Origin of the sequence: Bradyrhizobium sp. cf659 (assembly GCF_900113725.1) — a bacterium.
Classification (GTDB): domain Bacteria; phylum Pseudomonadota; class Alphaproteobacteria; order Rhizobiales; family Xanthobacteraceae; genus Bradyrhizobium.
Genome location: NZ_FOQJ01000003.1, coordinates 899,132 through 918,066 on the forward strand (window position 1 = coordinate 899,132; position 18,935 = coordinate 918,066).

17 protein-coding genes and 1 pseudogene are annotated in these 18,935 nt (G+C 65.9%); 8 read left to right on the top strand and 10 right to left on the bottom strand.

All coding sequences use genetic code 11. The annotated features are described in order from the left end of the window. Positions 1 to 207 precede the first annotated feature (207 nt). Complete coding sequence (locus BM118_RS18305) at positions 208 to 915, top strand: CoA transferase subunit A (RefSeq protein WP_011089830.1); 708 nt, start codon at positions 208 to 210, stop codon at positions 913 to 915. 16 nt (positions 916 to 931) lie between these two features. Next, positions 932 to 1,582: a 3-oxoacid CoA-transferase subunit B gene (locus tag BM118_RS18310; RefSeq protein ID WP_092186874.1), complete on the top strand. Its 651-nt coding sequence runs from the start codon at positions 932 to 934 to the stop codon at positions 1,580 to 1,582. Positions 1,583 to 1,860: 278 nt separating this feature from the next. On the opposite strand, the gene BM118_RS18315 is transcribed toward BM118_RS18310, so the two are convergent. The 4 genes and pseudogenes from BM118_RS18315 to BM118_RS18330 all read right to left on the bottom strand — a co-directional run bounded on the left by BM118_RS18315 (position 1,861) and on the right by BM118_RS18330 (position 5,103). Then, positions 1,861 to 2,736, bottom strand: coding sequence for a formylglycine-generating enzyme family protein (locus tag BM118_RS18315; protein ID WP_092186875.1), 876 nt, complete (start codon positions 2,734 to 2,736; stop codon positions 1,861 to 1,863). A 53-nt stretch (positions 2,737 to 2,789) separates the two neighbouring features. Further along, entirely contained in the window at positions 2,790 to 3,884 is a 1,095-nt protein-coding gene (gene nirK, locus BM118_RS18320; protein ID WP_177234415.1) for a copper-containing nitrite reductase, read from the bottom strand. A 528-nt stretch (positions 3,885 to 4,412) separates the two neighbouring features. Continuing rightward, positions 4,413 to 4,877 (bottom strand): annotated as a pseudogene (locus BM118_RS42340) (copper chaperone PCu(A)C); the annotation flags it as partial. A 25-nt stretch (positions 4,878 to 4,902) separates the two neighbouring features. Next, positions 4,903 to 5,103, bottom strand: a complete 201-nt coding sequence (locus BM118_RS18330) for a hypothetical protein (RefSeq protein ID WP_092186878.1) — start codon at positions 5,101 to 5,103, stop codon at positions 4,903 to 4,905. 201 nt (positions 5,104 to 5,304) lie between these two features. Here BM118_RS18330 and hemN point away from each other — a divergent pair, with 201 nt between their 5' ends. Then, the gene (gene hemN, locus BM118_RS18335) at positions 5,305 to 6,657 is read left to right on the top strand and encodes an oxygen-independent coproporphyrinogen III oxidase (RefSeq protein ID WP_092186879.1); all 1,353 of its coding nucleotides are present in this window, start codon (positions 5,305 to 5,307) and stop codon (positions 6,655 to 6,657) included. Positions 6,658 to 6,907: 250 nt separating this feature from the next. Then, the gene (locus tag BM118_RS18340) at positions 6,908 to 7,105 is read left to right on the top strand and encodes a DUF1858 domain-containing protein (protein ID WP_092187054.1); all 198 of its coding nucleotides are present in this window, start codon (positions 6,908 to 6,910) and stop codon (positions 7,103 to 7,105) included. 286 nt (positions 7,106 to 7,391) lie between these two features. Here BM118_RS18340 and BM118_RS18345 read toward each other — a convergent pair whose 3' ends face one another. Then, a complete protein-coding gene (locus BM118_RS18345; RefSeq protein WP_092186880.1) occupies positions 7,392 to 8,102 on the bottom strand; it encodes a Crp/Fnr family transcriptional regulator in 711 nt (236 codons plus the stop codon). Between the two features lie 129 nt (positions 8,103 to 8,231). Between BM118_RS18345 and BM118_RS18350 the strand changes: the two genes are divergently transcribed. Beyond that, positions 8,232 to 9,443 (top strand): NnrS family protein, encoded by a 1,212-nt coding sequence (locus BM118_RS18350; RefSeq protein WP_092186881.1) that lies wholly within the window; start codon positions 8,232 to 8,234, stop codon positions 9,441 to 9,443. Between the two features lie 2 nt (positions 9,444 to 9,445). On the opposite strand, the gene BM118_RS18355 is transcribed toward BM118_RS18350, so the two are convergent. Then, positions 9,446 to 10,483, bottom strand: a complete 1,038-nt coding sequence (locus BM118_RS18355; RefSeq protein WP_092186882.1) for an AraC family transcriptional regulator — start codon at positions 10,481 to 10,483, stop codon at positions 9,446 to 9,448. Between the two features lie 198 nt (positions 10,484 to 10,681). On the opposite strand from BM118_RS18355, the gene BM118_RS18360 reads away from it, so the two are divergent. After that, the gene (locus BM118_RS18360) at positions 10,682 to 11,308 is read left to right on the top strand and encodes a response regulator transcription factor (RefSeq protein WP_092186883.1); all 627 of its coding nucleotides are present in this window, start codon (positions 10,682 to 10,684) and stop codon (positions 11,306 to 11,308) included. Positions 11,309 to 11,477: 169 nt separating this feature from the next. Then, entirely contained in the window at positions 11,478 to 13,154 is a 1,677-nt protein-coding gene (locus BM118_RS18365) for a mucoidy inhibitor MuiA family protein (protein ID WP_092186884.1), read from the top strand. A gap of 92 nt (positions 13,155 to 13,246) precedes the next feature. Here BM118_RS18365 and BM118_RS18370 read toward each other — a convergent pair whose 3' ends face one another. Genes BM118_RS18370 through BM118_RS42345 form a run of 4 tightly spaced genes read right to left on the bottom strand, consistent with a single transcriptional unit; the run spans position 13,247 to position 16,310 of the window. Next, a complete protein-coding gene (locus BM118_RS18370; RefSeq protein WP_092186885.1) occupies positions 13,247 to 14,053 on the bottom strand; it encodes a heme ABC transporter ATP-binding protein in 807 nt (268 codons plus the stop codon). Then, complete coding sequence (locus BM118_RS18375) at positions 14,050 to 15,147, bottom strand: FecCD family ABC transporter permease (protein WP_092186886.1); 1,098 nt, start codon at positions 15,145 to 15,147, stop codon at positions 14,050 to 14,052. The genes BM118_RS18370 and BM118_RS18375 overlap by 4 nt, the downstream gene beginning before the upstream one ends. Beyond that, a complete protein-coding gene (locus BM118_RS18380; protein ID WP_092186887.1) occupies positions 15,144 to 16,097 on the bottom strand; it encodes a heme/hemin ABC transporter substrate-binding protein in 954 nt (317 codons plus the stop codon). The genes BM118_RS18375 and BM118_RS18380 overlap by 4 nt, the downstream gene beginning before the upstream one ends. A gap of 6 nt (positions 16,098 to 16,103) precedes the next feature. Continuing rightward, on the bottom strand, positions 16,104 to 16,310 hold the full coding sequence (locus tag BM118_RS42345) for a hemin uptake protein HemP (RefSeq protein ID WP_244550169.1): 207 nt from the start codon (positions 16,308 to 16,310) through the stop codon (positions 16,104 to 16,106). 259 nt (positions 16,311 to 16,569) lie between these two features. Here BM118_RS42345 and BM118_RS18390 point away from each other — a divergent pair, with 259 nt between their 5' ends. Beyond that, the gene (locus tag BM118_RS18390) at positions 16,570 to 18,921 is read left to right on the top strand and encodes a TonB-dependent hemoglobin/transferrin/lactoferrin family receptor (RefSeq protein ID WP_177234416.1); all 2,352 of its coding nucleotides are present in this window, start codon (positions 16,570 to 16,572) and stop codon (positions 18,919 to 18,921) included. Positions 18,922 to 18,935: the final 14 nt, after the last annotated feature.

An 18,935-nucleotide genomic window follows, 5' to 3' on the forward strand; every position in this document is an offset into this window, starting at 1 on the left:
CCTGTTAGGTTAAGTGCCGCAACTTGATGGGTTTTCTTGTCGCTTTCAAGGCCACGGGCGGTCTTGCCCACGGCGTGGGCAGCTTCTACCACCGCCCCGCGGCGCGGAGAACCCCGTATCATTGACGGCTTCGGACGATTTCGCCTAATAATCGCCGCCAATGAGGCGCGACGCCCGCAAGCCGAAGGTTCAGTCGAGGTTTTTTGCATGAACAAGGTCTATCCCGACGCCAAGTCGGCGCTCGACGGCATTCTGAAAGACAACATGATGATCATGTCGGGCGGCTTCGGCCTCTGCGGCATTGCCGAGGAGCTGTCGGATGCGATCCGGGAGTCCGGCGTCAAGGGGCTGACGGTCGTCTCCAACAATGCCGGCGTCGACGGCATCGGGCTCAGCCGCCTCCTGGAAACCCGGCAGATCAAGAAGATGATCTCGTCCTATGTCGGCGAGAACAAGCTGTTCGCCCAGCAATTCCTCGCCGGCGAGCTGGAACTCGAATTCAATCCCCAGGGCACGCTGGCCGAGCGCATCCGCGCCGGCGGCGCCGGGATCCCGGCCTTCTACACCAAGACCGGCGTCGGCACGCTGATCGCCGAAGGCAAGGAAGTGAAGGAATTCGATGGCGAGAAGTACCTGATGGAGCGCGGCCTGTTCGCCGACCTCGCCATCGTGCACGCCTGGAAGGGTGACACCGCCGGCAACCTCATCTACCGCAAGACCGCGCGCAACTTTAACCCGATGATGGCGACCGCCGCCAAGATCACGGTGGCCGAGGTCGAGCATCTGGTTCCGGCCGGTGAACTCAATCCCGACCACATCCACACGCCCGGCATTTTCGTGAAGCGCATCGTCGAGGTCGGCACGGCCAAGAAGCGCATCGAATTCCGCAACACCCGCCCGCGCACGGCAGCTTGAGAATCAGGAGAGCGATATGGCCTGGACCCGTGAACAGATGGCCGCGCGCGCCGCGAAGGAACTGCGCGATGGCTACTACGTCAATCTCGGCATCGGCATCCCGACGCTGGTCTCGAACTACATCCCTGATGGTGTCGACGTCAGCCTCCAGAGCGAGAACGGCATGCTCGGCATGGGCCCGTTCCCCTATGAGGACGAGGTCGACGCCGACCTCATCAACGCCGGCAAGCAGACCGTGAGCGAGCTGCCCTCGACCTCGTATTTCTCGAGCGCGGATTCCTTCGGCATGATCCGCGGCGGCCACATGGATCTGTCGATCCTCGGCGCCATGCAGGTGGCCCAGAACGGCGATCTCGCCAACTGGATGATCCCCGGCAAGATGGTCAAGGGCATGGGCGGCGCGATGGATCTCGTCGCCGGCGTCAAGCGCGTCGTCGTGGTGATGGAGCATTCCGCCAAGGACGGCTCGAAGCTCCTGAAGAAGTGCAATTTGCCGCTGACCGGCGAACGCGTGGTCGACATGGTCGTCACCGATCTCGCCGTCTTCACCATCGACAAGCACGGCGACGGCGGCATGGCGCTGATCGAGCTTGCCGATGGCGTCTCGCTCGACGAGGTCAAGGCCAAGACCGAAGCCGAATTCCGCGTCGCGCTGAAGAACACGTAAGAAGCGCTCGCGAATAATTGTGAAATGGCCGGGCTTCGTCCCGGCCATTTTCGCTTGAACTTGTAGGGTGGGCAAAGGCGCGATAGCGCTGTGCCCACCATCCATCCGCGCAGCGTAAAAGTCGGTGGGCACGCTTCGCTTTGCCCACCCTACGGTGGCCGTGCGAGTGGCGCACCTTGATCCACGCCGTCAATTGCGGGCGCAGCGAAGCAATCCAGAATCTTTCCACGGCTACAGTCTGGATTGCTTCGCTGTGCTCGCAATGACAGCGCGTGTGGCTACGACCTCGCCCACGTCTTGCTCCATCGCGCCGACACGCTCGCAATCCACGACGGCTCCTCGCGCACCAGGCGGAAGCCGAGATTGGCGGGCGGCACGCCTTGCGCGCAGCCGCCGGCGCGGGCGTCGCGGATGAAATCGGTGACATAGGCGCGGTGCGCGCCCTCGGCGATACGCACGCCGCAATTCACGGTCGGTTTGCCGGCATTGCCGGCCTCGTCGGTCCGCGAGCGCACGAAGCAGGTCGAGGTCCACTCCCAGACGTTGCCGGCGAGATCTTCGATGCCGTGCTCGTTCGCGCCGAACTTGCCGAACGGATAGGCCGTCGTGTCGGAGCGGTCGCGTTCGGATTCCCGCTCATAGCGGCTGATCCAGCGCCTCGAAGGATCCTCCGCGTCCACCGGCGCGCCATCGTCCTTGAACCGCGAGCCCGCCGCAAAGGCCCATTCCGCGTCGCTCGGCAGGCGCCACGTCTTGCCGGTCTTGTGCGAGAGCCAGCCCGCATAGGCCTGCGCATCGTGCCAGTTCACCTGCACCGCGGGGCGATCGGTGGCTATCGCCACGTCGCGGTCGAGCGCACGGCAGGCGCCGTCCTGCACACAAAGCCGGTAGTCGGATGAAGAAACCTGATGCCGCATGACGTGCAGCGGTCTCGCGAACCGCATCGCGCGCAGCGGCGCTTCCGCCTGTTGCCCGCCACGCGTGAAATCGCCGGCCTCGCGATAGGACAGGCTGCCCGGCGCGATCTGGACGATCGCAGGCTCCGCCGCCGTGCCGCGGACCGCCATGTCCGAGACCAGCGGCGCCACCGCGATCGGTCCTGCGAGTCCGGCTGCGCAAGCCAGTGCCAGTTTCAGCTTGAATGCGATCAGCATGATCGTCCCCCGAAAGGAAGAAGGGGCCGGTGATCACCGGCCCCTTGTCGCGTCTAGTTGGTGTTGGCCGGTATTTCCGCAGGCGCCTTCACCTGGGTCATCAGATCGTCGTTCCACTTGCCTTCGACCTTGAAGTGCGCGGTGGCGCCGAGGTCGGCGGCCTCGATCAGATTGTGCGTGACGTAGGCGTAGATGCCGGGCTGCATGAACTTGTACAGCGCAGCTCCCGCCGAGCCGCCGCGGATGAACCAGGTCTCCAGCCCGACCTCAGGTGCATTGCCGAACTTGCCGGTCTCCCAGACATAGTCGCCATGGCCGCCGATCAGATGCGGGCGACTGTCGCGATTGGCCTGCGAGTGCACGATCAGCACGTTCTCGCCGACATTGGCGGTGAGCGCATTCTTGCCGGTGAGTGCGCCGGCCTTGCCGTTGAACACGACATGGGAGGGGATCAGCTTCTTCATCACCTCTTCGGTGTCGGTGAAGGCTTCGCCCGGCGAGTCGTAGGACTTGAAATTGCCCTTCTCGTCGCGCGGCACATACATGTCCTGCTCGCCGATATAGTAGACCTTGTCGTATTTCAGCGCGTGGCCCTTGCCGTCGTTCAGTCCCTCGCGCGGCAGCACCATCACCGCACCGTTCATGCCGGAGACGACGTGCCAGGGGATCATCGGGCCGCCCGGCGCGCAGTGATAGACGAACACGCCGGTCTTGGTCGCCTTCCAGCGCAGCACGACCTGCTCGCCGGGATTGATCAGGGTGAGCGCGCCGCCGCCGAGCGCGCCGGTCGCGGAGTGGAAGTCGATGTTGTGCGGCATGGTGTTGGTCGCGGGATTGACCAGCGTCGTTTCGACGTAGTCGCCCTCATGCACGACCATCAGCGGGCCCGGCATCGAGCCGTTGAAGGTCATCGCCTGGAAGGTGGTGCCCTTCTCGTCGATGACGACCTTCTTCTCCTCGATCGTGAGCTTGAACTCCACGATCTTCGGGCCCTGCTTGGTCGCCTGCTCGTGCGCATGCACGAACGGCGGAGCGACCAGCTCGACCTTTTGACGCGGCAGTTTGAGATCCTCGGCCGCCAGGGCGGGGGTTGCCAGCATCAAGGCGGTCGCGGCGGCGCTGATCAATGCGGCTCTGCGGGTGAACATCGGAAGCATCCTTCATCTGAAATGGTTTTGATGACGGGATGCAGTGTGCGCCTGTTACGGCAAGAGTGTTTGCGCTGCGACAAGCTTCTTCTGGATTCGTCTACGCAACAGTACTTAGGCGGCTCAACGGAGCAGGATCGGTGACACCACGTTGACCGCGTCCGAGGGCGTGATGCGGATGTCGAGGCCGAGCGACCAGCGGCCGGACAGCGGCGCCGACATCCTGACACGCCACTGATCGTTGCCGATGCGTTCGGCGTTTGCGGTAACCGGCGCCACGCCGTGCTCGGGGTTGCCGAGCGTGACTGCAACGGCGTCGGCGCTCAGCGGCAATTCGTTCGCATCTTCAAGCTGGATTGCGATCTCGACCGGCCCGGCACGCCCGGGCGAGACCGTGACGTTCGCCATGGCCTTTTCGGCATGGAGATGCGTGAAGAAGCTTTCGTCTGCTTCGGAAACCATGGCGGGTGGAGCGGCCGGCTCCGGACGGGGCGCGGGCGGCGCGATCTCCGTGCGCTCTGTCTTCTCCGGCGCCTGCGCGCCGATGGCCTGCACATCGAGCGTCACCTTCACCTCGCCGGCATGCTCGAACGACAGCGTCACCGGGACCTGATCGCCGACACGAAGCGGCGCATCGAGACCGATGAACATCAGGTGTCCGCCGCCGGGCGCAAGCGAGAGGGATTGTCCCGGCGCGATGACGAGCCCGTCGACGAGCGGACGCATGGTCATGACGCCGCCATTGACGGCCATTTCGTGGATCTCGGTTCGAAGCGCATGCGCGGTCGAGGCGGTCTTCAACCGCTCCGGCGCAGCGCCCCTGTTCTCGATGGTCAGATAGCCGCCGGCGACCTTGGCTCCGCCGGGCGTCGCCCGGCTCCAGGCCCTGGTGATGACGAGATCGCCACTGGTTCTGTCGGCGGCGAAGGCGGGCGGCCAGACAAGGCATGTCAGGGCGACCGCGCCGGCAAATGCGCGCTTGGATGAGATCATGATCGAGGCCTTCGCGAAGACGCGGCTAGATGAGATGAATGGCAACCCAGACCGCGGCCCAGATCGCCAGCGACAGCACGGCGAAGACAGCGATTGCGGCGGCCAGAGCGCGTACGGCGCCGGCCGGGGCCGGCGCCGCCGGGACCGGCCGGAAGTCTTCGAAGCGCGGGATATGGCCGCGAACGTCCAGCAGGGAGAGAAGCAGTTCGAATGCGAGAAACCTCATGGCAAACGCTCCGGATGGCCGTGCGAATTGCCCATGATCATGGCGCGGAACCGGCCGCCGCGCTTTGCGCGAGCGCAATGTTTGCGGCGCCGCGGTCCGACTTTGCGCGAGCGCAAGGTCGCCTCCGCAAATCCGGGTTAGCTGAATGCATTCCGTGATTTGCCGTGACGTCTGCGGCTGAAATTTACGAATGGGTAAGATATGAGAGCTGATCTTGCAGCGAGCTACGGCGAAGAGAGATTGCCGCGCTACACGAGCTATCCGACCGCGCCGCACTTCTCGCCCGTCATCGGCGCCGACACCTACGCCCGGTGGTTGTCCGCGCTTCCTGCCGGGGCCAGCGCGTCGCTCTATCTGCACGTGCCGTTCTGCCGCGAGATGTGCTGGTATTGCGGCTGCCATACCCAGATCGTCCGGCGCGACGATCTGATCGCGGCCTATCAGCGGACGCTGCGCAGCGAGATCGCGCAGGTCGCCGAGACCATCGGCCGCCGCATCAAGGTCGAGCATATCCATTTCGGCGGCGGCACACCGACGATCATGGCGCCCGAGGCTTTTGCCGAGTTGATGGCGGCGATGCGCCAGGCGTTCTTCGTGCTGCCTTCGGCCGAGATCGCGGTCGAGATCGATCCCCGCACACTGACCGCCGACATGGTCGAGGCCATGCGGCTTTCCGGCGTCAATCGCGCCAGCCTGGGGGTGCAGAGTTTCGACCCCATCGTGCAGCGTGCGATCAACCGCGTGCAGAGCTTCGAGCAGACGGCGGCCGTGGTCGACATGCTCCGGCGTGCCGGTATCGCGGGAATCAATTTCGATCTGATCTACGGGCTGCCGCATCAGACCGTCGCCTCGTGCCTGGACACGGTGCGGCGCAGTCTCTCGCTCGCGCCCGACCGCTTCTCGGTGTTCGGCTACGCTCACGTGCCTGATTTCAAGAAGCACCAGCGCATGATCAGCCAGGGCGCGCTGCCCGACGGCCTGGCGCGTCACGACCAGGCCTGTGCGATCGCGAATGCGCTGAAGGAGGCCGGTTACGTGCAGATCGGGCTCGATCATTTCGCGCGGCCCGACGATTCCATGGCCGTGGCCTTCGAGGAGCGGACGCTGCGGCGCAATTTCCAGGGCTATACCACCGACAAAGGCGAAGTCCTGCTCGGTTTCGGCGCGAGCGCCATCGGACATCTGCCGCAGGGTTACGTCCAGAACGAGGTGCAGATCGGCGCCTATGCGCAGAGCGTCAGTGCCGGCCGCCTCGCCACCGCGAAGGGCTATGGGCTCACCGACGACGACCGGCTGCGCGCCGACATCATCGAGCGTATCATGTGCGAGTTCAGCGCCGATCTCGGCGACATCTGCGCGCGCCATGGCACAGAGGCCGAGACGATGCTCAAATCGGCGTCGCGTCTGAAGCCGCTGATCTCGGACGGCGTCGTGAGGCTGGAGGGCGACCGGCTCGCGGTCGCGAACGACTCGCGCTTCCTGGTCCGCAGCGTCGCCGCCGCGTTCGACGCGCATCTGGATCCGGGCAAGCAGCTGCACAGCCGGGCGGTGTAGAACTCTCTTCCCCGTCATTCCGGGGCGCGCCACCCGAACTCGGGTTTACCCGAGTTCGGCAAATTTCAAGATCCAAGTCGGCAATAGCCGACTTGGATGGCGCGAACCCGGAATCCATTGCTCCTCGACATGTGCTGTACAATGGATTCCGGGCTCGCGCTACGCGCGCCCCGGAATGACGACCTTGCTTGCGCTCCAACAAAGAAACCGCCGCCCGCTCCGCTATCGTCGTTTCGGAACGGAGTTGTCCATGCCCTTTCGATCCGACGATCTGGTCGATGACATCATGCGTACGGCGCCGCACACGATCCGCGTGTTTCTCGCCTTCAGGATGGCCTGTGTCGGCTGTCCGATCGCAACCTTCCACACGGTGGATGACGCCTGCCGCGAGCATGGCATCGATCGGGAAAAATTCCTCGCCGCGCTGTGCGACTGCGTGCCGGCGTGAGACGGTCTGGAATTCGCGCGGGCCGCGTGCGGATTCCCGGGTGAGGGAGCGCTTTCGCCGTAAGCGGGAGCGTCCCTCACCCCTATCTTCCTAGCTCGAGGTGGTGTTCACCACGCCCCGCTTGCGGGGAGCGGTCGGATTGCATCGAAGATGCAATCCGGGTGAGGGGGACTCTCCGCGAGTTCATCTGTTAGCGAGTTCGCGGAAGCGGCCCCTCACCCCAACCCTCTCAGCGCGAGCGAAGCTCGTCGCGGCTCCGTAAGAACGGGGAGAGGGAGAAGAAGAGTTACGCCGCACCGCTGTCGGGGCTGCGCTCCGCCAGCACGACGATCCTGTGCGGTTCGCGCAGGATGATGCGCTGACGGCCGCTCTCGACGATGCCCTGCTGTTCCCAGCCGCTGAGGATGCGGCTCACGGTGTGCAGCGTGGTGCCGGTCATCTGCGCGATGTCCTGGCGGCTGATCGGGAAGTCGATCTCGATGCCGTGGTCGAGCTTCTTGCCGGATTGTTTGGCGAGGCGCAGCAGCGCATGCGCGACGCGCTGCTCGACTTGCTGGGTCGACATTTCCAGGATGCGGGTGTGGCTCTCCTGGAGCCGCGTGCCGACGGTCTGGAGCGTGTTGGCGGCCAGCGCCGGAAACCGCTCGACCAGCCGCGGCCAGGCCGAGGTCGGCCAGATCAGCACCACGCTGTCGTCGACGGCCATCGCAGTCGCGGGGTAGCGCGCGGCTCCGATCGCCATCGCGAGCCCGAACGTCTCGCCGGGCGCGACGTAGCGCACCACGATCTGCTCGCCGGTCGGCGTGGTCTTGGCCGCGCGGACATGGCCGTGCAGCAGCAGGAAGAAGGACTGCGCGTCTGCGCCCTGCTCGAAGATGGCGCTGTTCTTGGGATAGCGCGCCGAGCGGGCCTCGCGCAGGATCTCATCCAAGGCTTCCGGCGTGACCCCGGCAAACAGCGGCAAATGCGCAACCAGCGATGTGTCGACCTTGGCCATTCTGCCTCCTTGGCGCTCGGGAGTGTGATGGCACCTGCAATCGTCCAGGTGTTTGCGATAGCGCAAAACCGGCCGGCCGGGACGGCAGTATTTTTCCAGGCAACGGTCTGAATTCACAGGAGTTGCCTCATGGCTGGCGCCCGATCCCGCAATTTTGCGGGCTGGCCGCTGTTCGCGAACAGCTTTCGGCCCTTTTTCCTGCTCGCCGCCATCCAGGCAGGGCTGTCGATCCTGGCCTGGCTGCCGATGTTCTACGGCGAATTGTCGGTGACGTCAGCCTTCGCGCCGCGCGACTGGCACGTCCACGAGATGCTCTATGGCTTCCTGCCGGCTGTGATCACCGGGTTCCTGTTCACGGCGATCCCGAACTGGACCGGGCGGCTGCCGATCCAGGGCGCCTCGCTGGGCGCGTTGCTGGTGGTGTGGCTGGCCGGCCGCCTCGCGGTGACGCTGTCCGCCGAGGTCGGCTGGGCGTTCGCGCTTGTCGTCGATGCGGCGTTCCTGGCGCTGGTCGTCGCCGCCGCGACGCGCGAGATCATCGCGGGCGGCAATTGGCGCAACCTGCCCGTGGTGATCCTGGTGCTCGTGCTGCTCGCCGGCAATGTCGGCTTTCATCTCGAAACGCATTACGCGGGCGCGGCCGATGTCAGCATCCGTGTCGGCATCGGTGTGGTCGTGCTGCTGATCGCGCTGATCGGAGGTCGCATCATTCCGAGCTTCACCCGCAACTGGCTGGTCAAGTTCAATCCCGGCCGCCTGCCGGTGCCGTTCGGCCGCTTCGACGGAGCGGTGATCGGATTGAGCGCGTTGGCGCTGATCTCGTGGATCGTGGCGCCGTTGAACGTGATCACCGGTGCCGTGATGGCGCTCGTTGGCCTGCTGCATCTGGTGCGGCTTGCGCGCTGGGCCGGCGATCGCACCTCGCGTGAACGGCTGCTCCTGATCCTGCATGTCGGCTATTTCTTCGTGCCGCTCGGCTTCCTCCTGCATGCCCTGGCCGTGTTCGGTGCGTTGCCGCCGAGTGCGGGGATTCATGCCTGGATGGCGGGCGCGGCCGGAACCATGACGCTCGCGGTGATGACGCGCGCGAGCCTCGGCCACACCGGACAGGCGCTGACGGCCTCGCCGGCGACGCAAGGCATCTATGTCGCGATCGTCGCTGCGGCGCTGGCGCGGGTTGCTGCGGTGGCGTGGCCTGCGCATGGCGATGTGCTGCTGCACATTGCCGCCTGCGGCTGGGTCGTCGCCTTCCTCGGCTTTGCGATTGCGTTCGGCCCGCTGCTCGCCGGCAGCAATCGGCGCGCACTTGCCATCATGGGCGTGCCCGCTCCGGCACGATAGAGTTAGGCCGCAGATGCCGACGGCACGCCGGCCGGCTTAGCCAACGGCCGCACGCCCTTGCGCCACGCGGTGATGGTGCAGCCGAAGCGGCCGCGGAACCAGCGGGCCATGGCGCTTTGCGCGGAGAAGCCGAGCTGCGCGCCGATATCGGCCAGCGGCCGGCCGGGGTCGTCGATCAATTCGACGACGAGATCGGCGCGCTGCGCGTCGAGGATGGCCGAGAAGCTGGTGCCTGACGCGGCGAGGTGACGGTGGACGGTGCGGCGGGTGCAGGCGAGATGCTCGGCCACGCGCTCGACCGTGCAGTCGCCGCTGGCGAGCAGGAGGCGCACGACCTCGTCGACCTTCTCCTCCCAGCTTGCCGGCCGGGTCTCGATCGCCTCGATCCGTTTGCGCAGATAGCTCGCGATCAGCGGATGCGCGCTCGGGATCCGGCGCTCCATGTCGTGCACCGACAGCAGGATTGCGTCGTCCTCGGCGTTGAACGTCACGTGGCAGCCGAAGAAGTCGCGGTAGCGCTTGCGGTCGCGCGGCGGCGGATAATGCAGATGCACTTCCTGCGGCCGCCAATCGCTGCCGAACAGCGACTGGATGATGCGGTGGACGCTGCCGAGCGCCATGTCGATCGACTGCCGCGGCGCGCTCGGCTGCCGGCCGCGCAGATGCAGCGCGACGGTTACGGTCTGCTTGTTGCGCGCAACGTCGAGCCGCATGCCGTCATGATGGATATGGATGAAACGCGAAAACGCTTCGATCGCTTCGCCGACGGTCGCCTGTTCGCGCACGATCAGGCCGACCGCGCCGAAATTGGTCAGGCCGCCGCGTTCGGCGAGGCGCAAGCCGAAATCTTCGGCGCCGGACATCTGCGCCGATAGTTCGAGCAGGCGGCGCAGGCCCGTCACGGCAATGGGGGTATCCGGCTTGTCGAGGCAGGCCAGCGGCAGCCGGACCTTGCGCATCATCTGTCTGGGGTCGAGCCCGACCGACCGGGCGACCTCCGGGTAATAGCTCAAGCCTGCGCTGCGAATGAGGTCGGTCATGCAAACCGTTCCTGCCAGCCATTCCCGCAGATGTCCCGAAATGTAAAGTTTCTGTCCCGATCCGTCAAATCCGGGAACAGCACGGAACATACATAAGGAAAACCGAAGCACGGGCGTGAATGCCGTGCTCATGACGCCGGGCGCGACGAGGCCCCGCCGTTTCGGATCATTTGACCAAGACATTGCTGGATCGGGATTATGCCGGGAAACATGCTTTCCAAGGGTGAGGTATTCGTCATCGACACCGACGCCGCCTCCCGCGAACAATTGTCCACCGCGCTCCAACAGAGCGCCTATGACGTGATCTGCTTCGCCGACGGTGCGTCTCTGCTCTCGGAAGCGAGGGCGCGGATGCCGGCCTGCGTGCTGCTGGAGATGCCGCCGGATCGCTCCGCCCTCGACGTGCTCAAGCGGCTGCGCGAAGAGAATTGCATGGCGCCGGTCCTGGTGACTTCGGCGAACGGCAGCATCGCCATGGCGGTCGACGCGATCAAGAGCGGCGCGGCCGACTTCATCGAAAAGCCGTTCCGCACCCGCGACATCGTGGACCGGATCGATGCCGCCATCGACGAGTTTGCGCAGCCCGGCTCGCGCCGCCAGCGCTGGTTGCCCGGCTGCGAGCCCCTGACGGCGCGCGAAGGCGACGTGCTCGAGCATCTCGCGGCCGGCCGCACCAACAAGGAGATCGCCCGGCGCATGCATCTGAGCGCACGGACGGTCGAGGGCTACCGTGCCAGCGTTCTGAAGAAGGCTGGCGCACGCAACGTGACGGACCTGCTCCGCCGCATCTTTGGTCAGGGTTCGCCGACCCAAACTTGGGTTTAACGGCTCCGCCGCGGCGTACGACGCGTTCCGCGGCCATGGTGCCGCCGCAGCGGCGCCCCACGGAAACCCCAATCGAACCAGTTCCTTCCCTGCCGCGTCTCACCACGATGGCGAGGCATTTGATCGCGCGTCCGGCTGGCGGCGCGGCGATACCGGCAGGAGGGAATTTATGCGCATCACCGCAAAGTGTTTGGCAACGACGAGCCTGGTTCTGGTGACCACGGCATTCGCGCTGCCGTCGTGGGCCGCCGATGTGGACGCCACATCGGCCATCGACACCGTCACCGTCTATCCCGACGGCGCCACCGTCACCCGCATCATTGCGCTGGATCTCGCCTCCGGCGACAGCACGCTGGTCGCCAGGGACTTTCCGCTCTCGCTCGATCCGTCCTCCCTCCGCGTCGAGGGCGAGGCGGGCGCCAAGCTCACCATCGGCACGATCGACGCGCGGCCGCCGCGCGCGGCGCCGCCGGTCAATCTGTCCGAGCTCGACAAGCGCATCGAGGCACTGAAGGATCAGCGCGCTGATCTGCAAGGCACGATCGATTCAGCCGCCGCGCGGCGCAAATTCGCGCAGCATTTTGCCGAAGCCTCTCCCGCCGGGCTTGGCGACAAGGGCGAGGCCCGGCCGATCACCGAATGGCGCGCGGCTTTTGCCGCGGTCGCCGAGGAGATCGCGACCGCCGACACCGCGATCCGCGATGCCACGCGAAAGCAGCGCGAGATCGATCGCCAGATCGCGCAGCTTGAAGCCGAGCGCTCCGCCAAGCCGCCGAGCAAGCTGGAGGTGCGGATCGACGTCGCCTCCGCGGCGGCGGCGAAGGCGACGCTGCGGGTGACCTATGCGGTGCGCAATGCGCGATGGATGCCGCTCTATGACGCCCGGCTCGACACCGGCGCGAAGGACCGCAAGCCGCAGCTCGAACTGGTCCGCCGCGCCGAGGTCACGCAATCGACTGGCGAGGACTGGTCCAACGTCACGCTCGGCGTCTCCACGGTCCGCATCGGCCGCGGCGGCAGCGCGCCGGAGCTGAATTCGCTGGTGGCGCAATATCCGCAGGTGCCGAAGCCGCTGGCGCTTGGCACTGCCTCTGATCTGGCGAGGCCCGCTCCGGTCGCACGTCAGATGCAACTCCAACTTTCGAAAATGGCCGAGGCGGCCGAGCCGCGCGAGCGCGCCGACGAGCAGCAGGCGGTTGCCGAGATCGGCGATTTCCAGGCCACCTTCAGGATTCCCGGCCGCGTCAGCCTCGGCGCTACCGAGGGCGCCAAGGCGTTGCGCATCGCCTCGATGACCGTGCCCGCCGATCTCGCCGTCCGAGCCGCGCCGGTAATGGACCCGACCGCCTTCCTCGAAGCGAGCTTCAGGCAAACCGACGATACGACATTGTTGCCGGGCAAGGTCGCGATCTATCGCGACGGCGTCTTCGTCGGCCGCGGCAAGCTCTCGGCGTCGGCCAAGGACGACATCGTGCGGCTCGGCTTTGGCGCTGACGACAAGATCAAGATCGAGCGCGCCGTGCTCAAGCGCAACGAGGGCTCGGCCGGCTTGCTCGTGACGACGTCGAAGACCGACGAGCGTTCGTTCAAGACCACTGTCCGCAACGGTCACGACTTTCCGATCAAGGTTGCGATCGAGGACCAGTTGCCGGTCAGCGAGAACGAGGACATCGTCGTCGAGATGCTGCCGTCGACCACGCCGCCGACCGCGAGCAACATCCGCGACAAGCGCGGCGTGCTGGAATGGTCGTTCGACGCCAAGCCCGGCGAGGCCCGCGACATCAACTTCGCCTGGCGCATTCGCTGGCCGAAGGACAAGAGCATGGTGATCGTGCCGGCGGGGTAGGAGCCTGAGGCGCGATGCCCTCTTACCTCGCCCCGCTTGCGGGGAGAGGTCGGATTGCATCGAAGATGCAATCCGGGTGAGGGGGCGCACCTTCATCGTGGCGGCGTCGAGCTCGCCCGCATCGATTGCGGCAGCACGTAAGGCGCGCCGTCGTCGGCCCGATGGACGACGGCGTCGATCTCGAAGATGTCGCGGATGGTCTCGCGCGTGACGACATCGGCGCGCGGGCCGTCGGCGGCGAGCTTGCCGCCGCTCAGTACCACAAGTCGGTCGGCAAAGCGGATCGCCAGGTTGAGGTCGTGCAGGATCGCGATCACGGCGGTGCCGCCGGCCGCGCGGCGGCGCGCGGCCTCGACCAGGTCGATCTGGTGGCGCAGGTCGAGGCTCGAGGTCGGCTCGTCCAGCAGCAGAAGTCCAGGTCCATGCTCGGCCTCGCCGCAGGCAAGCTGCACCAGCACGCGGGCGAAATGCGCGCGCTGCTGCTCGCCGCCGGACAATGTGGGCAGTTGCCGTTCGCGAAAATGCGCAAGGCCGACCTCGTCCAGCGCGGCATCGACGAGCGTGCCGGCCTCGCGCCGGCTGCGGTCGCCGGCGCCCATCAGCACGATCTCCTCGACGGTGAAGGGGAAGGTGACGTTGATGTGCTGGGACAGCATCGCGCGTCGGGCGGCGAGCTCGCGCGGGGTGAAGCTGTGGATGTCGCGCTGCTTGAGGCGTATCTCGCCCTCGCTCGGGCGGAGGTCGCCGGACAATAGCCGCAGCAGCGTCGACTTGCCGGCGCCGTTCGGACCGATGATCGCGACCATCTCGCCGGCTGCAACCGTGAGACTCACGCCATCCAGCAGCCTCGCGCGGCCGGCGCGCTTGCTTAAGTGTCGCGCCTCGATCACCGCGCTCATAGTGAGGCGAGCCCGCGCTGCCGCAGCAGGATCCCCAGGAAGACCGGTGCACCGACGGCCGCGGTCAAGATGCCGACCGGCATCTCCGCCGGTGCCACGATGGTGCGTGCGAGCGTGTCGGCGCCGACCATCAGGATCGCGCCGAGCAGGACCGAGGCCGGCAGCAGCAGGCGATGCGCCGGTCCGATGATGAGGCGGAGCAGATGCGGCACGACGATGCCGACGAAGCTGATGACGCCGCTGATCGACACCGCGACCCCGGCCATGGCCGAGACCAGGACGATCGAGATTCGCTTGAGGCGCTCGACATCGACGCCGCCGTGGAAGGCGTCGGCCTCGCCGAGCACGAGCAGATCGAGTCCACGCGAAATGTAGGCGCAGGCCCAAAGCCCGACCGCGAGAACTGGCGCGAGCACGGCGGCCTTGGTCCAGGTCGCGCCGCTCATCGAGCCGAGCAGCCAGAACTCGATGTCGCGGAGCTGGCGGTCGTCGGCGATGAAGGCGAGCAGGCCGATGCCGGCATTGGCGATCGCGGTGATGGCGATCCCCGCGAGCAAGAATATCCCGATCGAGGTGCGCCCCGAGCGGCTGGAGATGCCGTAGAGGATCGCAGTGGTCAGCAACGATCCAGCAAAGGCCGCGAGCGGCAGTAGCTCGGTCTGGAGGAAATGGAGCGCCGCGCCGAAGCGCGAATCGGTGAAGACGATCGCGCCAGCGGCGGCGAGCGCGCCGCCGCTGGAGACACCGGCGAGCGCGGGGTCGGCGAGGGGGTTCCGAAACAGGCCCTGCATGATCGCGCCGGCCGCGGCGAGCAGCCCGCCGACCATCGCGGTCGCCGCAATCCGGGGAATGCGGATCGACCACAGCACGAGCTGGTCGCGGGCCGTCATCGCATCGGCGGCGCCGTCCCGCCATAAGCCGAGTGCGGCCGGCAGGCGGGAAAGGGGAATGCCGGCGGCGCCGACCGTCAGCGCGACGATCGCGGTGGCCGTGAGCACGGCGATCAGAAGGGGAAGAGCAACCGATGCGGACCGCCGTCTCGCGCCAGCGTGTCGCTGCGGGCGTCGCGCCTCGGTCCCGATCGCCACGCTCATTGCCGGCAATTCGCCGCCGACAGAGCCGACGGGAATGCGCCGCCCTGGTCGGCCAATGCCGGATAGAGTTTGACGGAGAGATCGCGCGCCGCCGCCGCCGTGCGCGGCCCGAAGCCGAGCAGATAGAGGCCGTCCATGGTGATGAAACTCTTGTTGGCCGCGACCGGCGTCAGCGCAAAGCCGGGATGAGCATAGACCGCGTCGGCCTGGAGCGACTCCCTGCCGCGCTCGATCGACAGCACGAATTCGGGCCTGGCCGCCACGATCGCCTCGTCGCTGATGATCTTGTAGCCGTCGTAATCGTCGACCGCATTGGCGGCACCGGCGAGCTGGATGATCTCGTCGGCAGCGGTCTTGTGACCGGCGACCATGGCGCGCCCGTTCTGGAGCGACATCACGAACATGACGCGCACGGGCTTCTTCACCTTGGCGCGCAGCGCGCGGAGCTGGGCGAGATCGGCGCCGACTGCGGCGCTGAGGCATTCGGCGCGTGCATCGACGCCCATGGCGTGGCCGACCAGCCTGATCTTCTCGATCAGCCCGTCCTCGGAAAAGGTCTCGGGCACCAGCACCAGCGGCACCTTCGCCGTCTCGAGGATGTCCATGGTCTCGCGCGGGCCCGACCCCTGGATCGCCAGGATCAGCGTGGGATTGAGGCCGAGCACGCCCTCGGCCGAGATCTGGCGCATGTAGCCGACATTGGGTTTGTCGTGCAGCGCCGCCGCCGGATAAAGGCTCGTGGTGTCCACGCCGACCAGCCGGCTCTCGAGCCCGAGCGCATAGAGGATCTCGGTGATGGCGCCGCCGATCGAGACCGTGCGTGCGACGTCGGCGACAGTGACGTCGCGATTGCGGGCGTCATGCACCGTGATGCCGGCGGCGTGCGCGGTGGACGCGAGTGCGATCGTGCCGGTGAACAGAAGCTTTGTGAGGGTGCGGCAAAATGTCATTGCATGTTACTTCGTCAGGATCAGCTTGTTCTGCGAGGTCAAACGCAGGCGATAGGCGTCCTCGCCATGCGCGATGATGATCTCGCGCTCGTGCGCAAAGAGCTCGCGGCTATCGATCCGGCTCCCTCGCATGGTGAGGGTTCTCGTTGTTGCGGAAGGGCTTTCCGCCGGCCCTGCCGCGCCGCTGCCGGTGTCTCCGGAGATTGCTGACATTTTGGTGTGAGGCGCCTTCGAAATTTCAGATGCTGCCTGTTTGTATAGGCGGCATCCGGCGCTTTCCAACGGCGGCAATTTACAATCGATATAAACTGTAACCTGATGTCATTGACCGTCAGAGTGTTGCCACGTTACCAGTCATGACAGCAGGCAAAATGCCCGCGTCTCGAAAAATCAGCCAGCCAGTCGCTGCGTCGTGCGGCGCACGCCAGCCAAAAGACATCAAAACTAAAGTGAAGTGCAGGCTGGGGCTGATATGGCTGACGGGGCTAGGTATTCGCGCGCCCTGATTTTGGGCGCGTCGGTGGTTTCAATCGCGGCAGTGATGACGGAGAGCAGTCTCGCGCAGACCGCATCGCCGCAGGCCGAAAACGCGCCCTCGGAACGGCCGAAGCAGGCCAGGCGCAAGCCGGCGAAGCCGCTGGCCGCGCAGCAGGCAGCGCCCGAGGTGATGAACGCCCGCGCCCAGGCGGGCGGCGCGTCGCCTGTGCAAACGCTCGACACCATCACGGTTGCCGCGACCAAGACCCCGGAACGCGCGGTCGATGCGCTCGCGCCCGTCAGCTCCATTTCGCTCGACCAGATCCAGGGTCTTCAACCGAACCGGCTGTCGGATGTCTTCTACGCCATTCCCGGCGTGTCGTTCCAGGAGCGCGGCGACGATCCCGCGACCGTCATCAATATCCGCGGCTTGCAGGAGTTCGGACGCGTTGCGGTCGTCGTCGACGGCGCGCGGCAGAACTATCAGCGCACCGGCCACAACGCCAACGGCTCCTTCTATCTCGATCCAGAGCTCGTCGGTGGCGTCGACGTCGTGCGTGGCCCGACCGCCAATATCTACGGCTCCGGCGCGATCGGCGGCGTGGTGTCGTTCCGTACCAAGGATATCGAGGACGTGTTGCGGCCCGGCGAGCGCTGGGGCGTCGACATGAGCGGCTCCTACGGCACCAACAAGGATCGCGGCCTCGGCTCGATCTTCGGCGGTGTGCGCGCCACGCCCGACGTCGACATCTTCGGCGGCGCGGTCTACCGCACCCAAGGCAACTACAAGGACGGTAACGGCACCGAGATCGGCAACACCGGCAACGAGATCACCAGCGGCCTGATGAAACTGACGGTGCGACCGGCCGTCGGGCACGAGGTCAAGTTCGGTGCGATCTTCCAGGACGACAAATACGACATCGGCCAGTTCAATCGGGGTCCGGTGGCCACGGCAGCGCAGCGTGCGCTCTATCAGGGCACGTCTGTCTACGCTTCCGACGTCAAGAACTATGCCGGCACGATCACCTGGAACTACGCCCTTCCGAGCGACGATCTGTTCGACTGGCACATGTCGGTCTACGGCAACCGAACCGACAACGACCAGACCAAGACCTATCATTACTCGACGTCCGGTGCCGCCTATTGCGGCACCGGCAATTTCGGCAACAACATCTCCGGCTGCGTCGGCGACAAGCGCGGCTATGTGCTGGATACCGTCGGCATCGATGCCAACAACACCACGCGCTTCAACGTCGGCGACTGGCGCAACGCGTTTACCTGGGGCGTCGATGCGTTCCAGGACGATGTAAAGACGACCGACAGCCGCGGAAACTCCAATATCACCACGCCGAGTGGTATCCGCACTGTCTCTGGCGGCTTTCTCCAGTTGAAGCAGAACTACGGCACCTGGTTCGAGGCGGTGAGTGCCATCCGCTACGACCGCTACGATCTCGACTCGGGCAGCACGCATGCCGGTGGCGACCGCTTCTCGCCGAAGATCACGATCGGCGTCACGCCGGTTCCGGGCTTCCAGCCCTATGTCAGCTATGCCGAGGGCTATCGCGCTCCGTCGATCACCGAGACGGTGATCTCCGGCGCGCACGCGACCGGCGGCAGCCCGGCCTTCTTCCCCTGTCCGGACGGCACCAGCGGTTTGTTCTGCTTCCTGCCCAACCCGAACCTTCGTCCCGAGGTCGGCAAGAACAAGGAAGTCGGCTTCAACCTGAAGTACGACAACATCTTCAGCGCCAACGACTCGTTCCGCGGCAAGATCAACCTGTTCCGCAATGACGTCAGCGACTACATCGACCTCGTCGCTTCGACGCCGGTCGCGGTGCCGCCATTCGGCTCGTTCAGCCAATACTACCAGTATCAAAACATCTCGCAGGCCCGCATTCAGGGCTTCGAGGCGGAGACGATGTATGACGCCGGCAACTGGTTCATCGGTGTCGCCGGTCACTACATCCAGGGCAAGAATGCCGCGACCAATATCGGGCTCGCGACCATCACGCCGCGCAAGGTCGTCACGACCGGCGGTGTTCGACTGCTCGATCGCACGCTGATCTTGACGGCGCAGTGGGCCTCGTTCGGTCCCAACAACGACGTGCCCGCCGGCTATCTGCCTGCGACCGGGTACGAGCTGGTCAATCTTTACCTGACTTACAACGCGACCAGGGACATCGTGTTCTCGGCCTCGATCGACAACCTCTTGAACCAGTATTACCGGCCCTACGCCATCCCCGGTACCTCGACCGACGGCACCACGCAGAACGACGTGCTGTGGTCGAGCCCGGGACCGGGCAGGGTCTACAAGGCCGGCATGAAGATCCACTTTGGAGGTGCGTAAGCCGAGAGGCGCCG